Genomic DNA, 6,408 nt, shown 5'->3' on the forward strand with positions numbered 1-6,408 from the left:
TCTTTAACGTTAATAAATATTAAAAATAATATGATAGCAGAAATTAAGTTAGATAAGTAGAAATTTTGATGAAACAGTAGTTCGAAGATGACATAGAAAGTAACGAATAAGGCAATAGCAGGTAGTATGCAAATAAATATAAATCTCCAATTTTTTAAGTAATGTTTATAATTAGTAAGTACTTTCTCCATAAATATAGCTCCTATATTTTTGTTTTTATATAATTATACATTTAGATACAAAGATTTTCAAAGTGAAATATTTAGCAATTCAAAAATATAAGGAGAGCTTTTGTTGAAAATCCAGATTGCTGTAGCAATCTGAATTTGACTTTAAAGAACTATACTAAAATGATACACTATAATCTACGTTATTTTTGAAATGAATAGAGGGGTTTGTGTGATAGATAAAATTAAAAATGCTGTAGAGGATATGTACGAAGATGAGGCTAAAGATTTACTTCAAAGTATTCTCATACAGTTAAACTTATTAGAAGAAAACTACAGTGAAGATACAATTAAAAATTTGATGGATATTCCGAAACAATTAACGAGTAATCCTACTTATAAAAGGAATGTAAAAGAAAGTACGCACGTACATATTGCTTTTGATGATTCAACGGCTGGTTGCTTAAAATATATGTTAAGTCAAGAAGAATTATTTGAAGAGAGTGTTGTTGCTTTTTCGGAATTCTTTTCAATTGGACCGATATATAGGTTGCATACGAATGAGGGGCAACTAGCAAGACAGAAGTGGTTAATAAATAACTTAACTGCTTATGATAGTTATTTTGAAGAAGAATATTTATCAAGATTTATAGCAACTATAGAAGAACTACATACTATTCCTGTTGAAACGCCTATTACAATTTGGAAGGCTGATAATGCACATGAACATGTAGGCCTAAGTTTTGTAATGGTACAATTAAAGGATAAGAAAAATATTCGAGTTATTAATACGTCTGAAGCAAGTAGAGAAATATTAAAACAAGAGTATGATATTCGTGGAACGGGAGAATTACCACCTGAAAGTTTAGCTCTATTCCAAAAAAGTTTTATAAAGCTACCTTATTTAACTGAAGAGAAGCGCATGAAGTTTGAAAATGAGTGGGATAGATTATCGGAAAGCATAGAATGTTTAAGAGTTTGGAATGAAAATGAAGTGCATTCTGTACAGGAAGATTATTTTGATCAATTTATAATTGAATGCGCGAAAAGTGTGGGTGCTGATCGAGAGTTCCTTAAAGCTCCTAGAGTAATTGGTGAAGCACTTGGTCTTGTTGAACAATTAGTTGGAGATACTTTCTTAGAATATCGCTTGAAACAATTAATTAAACAAGAAGTATTTGAATTTGAAGGTTCGTTAGATGAAATGCGTTTTTATAGTGTGAAGTTAAGGAAATAATAAACACGTTCTATTTTGAAAGGCTCGTATTTTTAATAATACGAGCTTTTTAAGTTGAATTTGGGCTATACATAAGCTTCCCAGAGAGGGCATATCACATATGAATGGTAAAGGTAATGAATGAAAAGAAGGTGATTTGTTAATATGTATAACCAACAAAATTATCCATATGATCAAGCGATGTATTATAATCCACAAAACTACGGGTATGAACCTACAAATGAAGTGAGAGATATTGAACAAGAAGATTACAGACCAGATGATGCAGAAGATGCTCCAACGTCACCACCTCCGTCACAAGCGCCGTCGTTACCGTCTACATTTGCTTCTCCAGCACAACCAGGTAATATGAAATCATGGATGTGTAACTGTCTAGGAAGATGGGGCTATTTACGCTTACATCGTCCTGGTCCTTTCGGAAGAGATTTATGGTTCTTCCCGACTGAAGTGAGAAGAAATGGAGTGTCAGGTTACACGTGGCAAGGTGGTCGTCGTCGTAAAGTAAGTTATCGCTATCAACAAATTAGTAATTTTATGTGCTTCGCATAAAGAGAAGTGGGAGAGTGAAACGATTTTACTCTCTCACTTTTTTATTTTTCAATATACGAAGTAAGATTTTGATTAAAAATTTACAATTTTCACATTTTTATTAGAGTATAATGCATATGTTGGGTTGATTTTCAAAAACAAATGAGAGTGAGGGAATACAATGTCAATGAAAAACAAAGTTGGGTTAAGCATAGAGGATGGCATTAATTTAGCTTCAGCTCAGTTTAAAGAAGATGCGTATGAAATTTATAAAGAATCGCGAAAAAAACAACCTATATTATTTGTAAACCAAGTTGAAATCGGTAAAGAATGGCTCATTACTAGATATGAAGATGCTCTGCCACTTTTAAAAGATAATCGTTTAAAAAAAGATTGGACAAATGTGTTTTCTCAAGATATAAAGAACATGTATCTTTCCGTTGATAATAGTGACCACTTAACAACACATATGCTAAATTCAGATCCACCTAACCACAGTCGTTTACGATCTTTAGTTCAAAAAGCTTTTACACCGAAGATGATTGCACAATTAGACAAAAGAATTGAGAGAATAGCAGATGAGTTGATAAGTGATATAGAGCGAAAAGGTACATTAAATCTTGTGGATGATTATTCATTTCCATTACCGATTATTGTAATAAGTGAGATGCTCGGTATTCCAAAAGAAGATCAAGCGAAATTTAGAATTTGGTCTCATGCTGTTATTGCATCACCAGAAACACCTGAAGAAATAAAAGAGACCGAAAAACAACTATCTGAGTTTATTACATATCTTCAATATTTAGTTGATATTAAACGAAAAGAGCCAAAAGAAGACTTAGTGAGTGCTTTAATACTTGCAGAGAGTGAAGGGCATAAACTTAGCGCTCGGGAACTATATTCAATGATAATGCTATTAATTGTAGCAGGACACGAGACGACAGTGAATTTAATTACAAATACGGTATTAGCACTTCTTGAAAATCCAAATCAATTACAGTTATTAAAAGATAATCCAAAACTAATTGATTCGGCTATTGAGGAAGGATTGCGTTATTATTCTCCAGTTGAGGTTACAACTGCAAGATGGGCAGCGGAACCTTTTCAAATTCACGACAGAACAATCGAAAAAGGAGATATGGTTGTCATTGCCTTAGCTTCTGCAAATCGTGATGAAACTGTATTTGAAAACCCAGAAGTATTCGATATTACTCGGGAAAATAATCGTCATATTGCCTTTGGTCATGGTAGCCATTTCTGTTTAGGCGCTCCACTTGCGAGGTTAGAAGCAAAGATTGCTATTACTACTTTGTTTAATCGAATGCCTGAACTACAAATAAAAGGGAATCGTGAAGAAATTAAATGGCAAGGTAACTATTTAATGCGTTCTTTAGAGGAATTGCCTTTAACTTTCTAGAATAGTTAAAAGGAGACATGCATACATCGAAAATGATTTACATAGAGTATGTATGTGTTATTTAAATTCGAAACGGAAGGGTGAAAACATCCCAATGATCAACTAATTCTATTTGTAAGAGATCTTCGTTAAAAAACGAAATATTCTTCTGAATAGGGTTAGTCTGTACATTTATAGAAAAGGGATGTATTTCGCTCTGCGAATATATAGTCTTTTTATATGATTTGTGCTGCCTCCTGTTCAGAACATGAAATAGGAGGCTTTTTTATGTCGACAAATGTAGTAACGAAACAAAACAATGGGGTATCACAAGTATTAAAAAATCGGTTTGTTCAAGGGATTTTAGCATCAGCATTATTTTTACAAATAGGAATATGGGTTCGAAACTTTGCGGTATTACTATATGTAATGGAAATGACAAAAGGTGATGCTTTTGCTATTTCGATGATTTCAGTTGCTGAATTCGCTCCAATTTTTATTTTTTCATTTATTGGCGGTACTTTTGCTGATAGGTGGAAGCCAAAGAAGACAATGATATGGTGTGAAACGTTAAGTTCCATTTCAGTATTCGCTGTATTAATTACGCTTATGTTTGGAACGTGGAAAATTGTGTTTTTTGTGACACTCATCTCTGCAATCCTTTCACAGTTTTCACAACCATCTGGAATGAAGTTGTTTAAACAACATTTATCAACGGAACAAATTCAATTAGCAATGTCTATATATCAAACGATATTTGCAATATTTATGGTATTAGGACCAATACTAGGGACATTTATCTTTCATAGTTTTGGAATTTATATTTCAATCATCATAACAGGTATTTCGTTTTTACTTGCGGCAGTTGTATTGTTATTCCTTCCGAAAGATCTTGAAAACGCCGTAGAAAAGAAGGATATCACTCTGTTGCAGGAGATGAAGGATGGTATTAAGTATGTCAAAAAGAAAAAAGCATTAACTTTGCTAGGGCTTTGTTTTATGGCTGCAGGACTAGGTATAGGATTAATTCAGCCATTAGGTATATTTATTGTGACTGAGCAGTTAGGATTATCAAAAGAGAGTTTACAGTGGCTACTAACAGTAAATGGTGCGGGAATGATTGTTGGCGGAGTATTAGCAATGGTATTTGCGAAAAACGTTGCTCCGCAAAAGATGTTAATTATCGGTATGCTTGGTCAAGCAATTGGTATTGGCATTATAGGATATTCTACAAATTTATGGGTGACACTTACAGCGCAGCTTTTTAGTGGTTTAGCTCTTCCTTGTATCCAAATTGGTATTAATACGCTTATTATTCAAAATAGCGATACCGATTTTATAGGTCGTGTAAATGGTATTTTAAGTCCGCTTTTTACCGGTTCAATGGTAGTAACGATGAGTATAGCTGGCCCATTAAAAGAGATGTTTTCATTAAGTATGATGTATGAAGGGACGGCTTTACTTTTTATAATTGGATTATTGTTTATTTTACCTATATACAATTTAAAGCCAGTAATAGCGGTAGAAAGTGAAATAAGTGGTAAAGGAAGTGCTATACAAAATGAATCCTAATCCAAATGTTAAATACCCTATTGAAGGAAATCAAAACGTTCAATTTATAAAAAATATAATAACAAAACCTAATATACTTGTTGGTGACTATTCTTATTATGATGCGAAAGATGGAGAAACATTTGAAGATCGAGTATTACATCATTATGAATTTCTTGGAGATCGCCTTACTATTGGAAAGTTTTGTTGTATTGCATCTGGAGTTAACTTTATTATGAACGGAGCCAATCATCGGATGGATGGATTTTCGGCATATCCATTTAATATATTTGGAAATGGGTGGGAGAAGTATACACCTAGTTTGTCTGATTTACCTTATAAAGGTGATACAGTTATAGGAAATGACGTTTGGATTGGTATGGATACAACAATTATGCCCGGAATAAAAATAGGGGATGGTGCAATCATTGCAGCTAAATCTGTTGTGACTAGAGACGTCGCACCATATACAATTGTTGGTGGAAACCCTGCAAATAAAATAAAAGAGAGATTTTCAAATGAAATAATTCAAGAATTATTGCAAATTCAATGGTGGCATTTTGATATTGAAAAAATAACTGGAAATATTGATGCTATTGTACGCGGAGATATTGAACCATTAAGAAAGCTAAAAAGGGAATGAAAAATGGATGACAAATAGTATCATACCTCCGAATTTTGTTAATGATAATAGAACAAGGAGGTGTGATACTATGGCACAAGACGTTTTATGTGAAGTAAACAACTGTAAATTTTGGGCGAACGGTAATAAATGTAGTGCAGAGGCAATTTACGTAGTAAGTCATAAAGGTAAACATGCATCTACAACGGAAGAAACAGATTGCAAAACATTTGATCCAGAAGTGTAAATTCTTTAAGGGTAGCCAAATCGTGGTTGCCCTTTTATTAATGATAGTATTGATAATAAATATCATTTTCATTCATTAATTTTAGCTTTTTTTGTTATTTTTTCATATTTTCTTCATAAGTGATGTAATCCAACTCAATTCATGTTCAATTCGTGATTTACTAAATTCAATGACTTCAGTAATAAAGGCTGAGGTAACCTCTAGAGACTGAATAGCGGTAAGTTGACTATGTAGTACGTTTTGACGTACAGTCAAAATCTCTTTTCTAGCTTCATATTCAAGTTTTTCAAATAGCGCGATACGAACAAGAAATTCTGCATTATTTGTCGCAAGTTTTTCGGGAAACTCTCGTAACATTTCAGAAAAAATTTCTTCTCCTGTTTCTGTTATATCGTACATATTTCGGTTTGGTTTTCCAACTTGTTTATGTATTTTTTTCGTTATAGCACCCATATTTTCAAAGCGCCGAAGGGCAGGGTAAAGCATGTTGTGATTTAATTCAAAATTCTCACCTAAACGATTTTGAACATTTTTTTTGATTTCATATCCATGTTTTGGTCCGGTCGTTAATTCTGCTAGTAGTAAAATATCAACGTACATAAAAATCCCCCTTATATATTTCTCAAGTTCTTTAATGAAAAATCCCCTTTAGTATATGTT

The 6,408-nt window shown here is 32.9% G+C and carries 8 protein-coding genes; 6 read left to right on the forward strand and 2 right to left on the reverse strand.

Going from position 1 to position 6,408, the window contains the following annotated elements; all coding sequences use genetic code 11:
- On the reverse strand, nt 1-191 hold a 191-nt coding region (locus GBN78_RS27795; RefSeq protein ID WP_152127933.1), incomplete at its 3' end, for a hypothetical protein.
- Between the two features lie 208 nt (nt 192-399).
- On the opposite strand from GBN78_RS27795, the gene GBN78_RS27800 reads away from it, so the two are divergent.
- The 6 genes from GBN78_RS27800 (at nt 400) to GBN78_RS27830 (ending at nt 5,748) form a co-directional block, all read left to right on the forward strand.
- Nucleotides 400-1,404 (forward strand): DUF1835 domain-containing protein, encoded by a 1,005-nt coding sequence (locus tag GBN78_RS27800; protein WP_152127934.1) that lies wholly within the window; start codon nt 400-402, stop codon nt 1,402-1,404.
- A 144-nt stretch (nt 1,405-1,548) separates the two neighbouring features.
- A complete protein-coding gene (locus GBN78_RS27805) occupies nt 1,549-1,953 on the forward strand; it encodes a hypothetical protein (RefSeq protein WP_000282687.1) in 405 nt (134 codons plus the stop codon).
- A gap of 160 nt (nt 1,954-2,113) precedes the next feature.
- Complete coding sequence (locus GBN78_RS27810) at nt 2,114-3,349, forward strand: cytochrome P450 family protein (RefSeq protein ID WP_000062129.1); 1,236 nt, start codon at nt 2,114-2,116, stop codon at nt 3,347-3,349.
- A 267-nt stretch (nt 3,350-3,616) separates the two neighbouring features.
- Nucleotides 3,617-4,900 carry an MFS transporter gene (locus GBN78_RS27820; RefSeq protein ID WP_152127935.1) on the forward strand — a complete coding sequence of 428 codons (1,284 nt, stop codon included), beginning with the start codon at nt 3,617-3,619 and terminating at the stop codon, nt 4,898-4,900.
- The gene (locus tag GBN78_RS27825) at nt 4,890-5,522 is read left to right on the forward strand and encodes a Vat family streptogramin A O-acetyltransferase (protein WP_001069249.1); all 633 of its coding nucleotides are present in this window, start codon (nt 4,890-4,892) and stop codon (nt 5,520-5,522) included. Before GBN78_RS27820 ends, GBN78_RS27825 begins: the two co-directional genes overlap by 11 nt.
- Before the next feature lie 70 nt (nt 5,523-5,592).
- Nucleotides 5,593-5,748 carry a DUF1540 domain-containing protein gene (locus GBN78_RS27830; RefSeq protein ID WP_000046095.1) on the forward strand — a complete coding sequence of 52 codons (156 nt, stop codon included), beginning with the start codon at nt 5,593-5,595 and terminating at the stop codon, nt 5,746-5,748.
- A 102-nt stretch (nt 5,749-5,850) separates the two neighbouring features.
- On the opposite strand, the gene GBN78_RS27835 is transcribed toward GBN78_RS27830, so the two are convergent.
- The gene (locus GBN78_RS27835) at nt 5,851-6,348 is read right to left on the reverse strand and encodes a PadR family transcriptional regulator (RefSeq protein WP_000289122.1); all 498 of its coding nucleotides are present in this window, start codon (nt 6,346-6,348) and stop codon (nt 5,851-5,853) included.
- Nucleotides 6,349-6,408 lie beyond the last annotated feature (60 nt).

Origin of the sequence: Bacillus sp. B2-WWTP-C-10-Post-4 (genome assembly GCF_009183805.1) — a bacterium.
Lineage (GTDB): Bacteria > Bacillota > Bacilli > Bacillales > Bacillaceae_G > Bacillus_A > Bacillus_A cereus.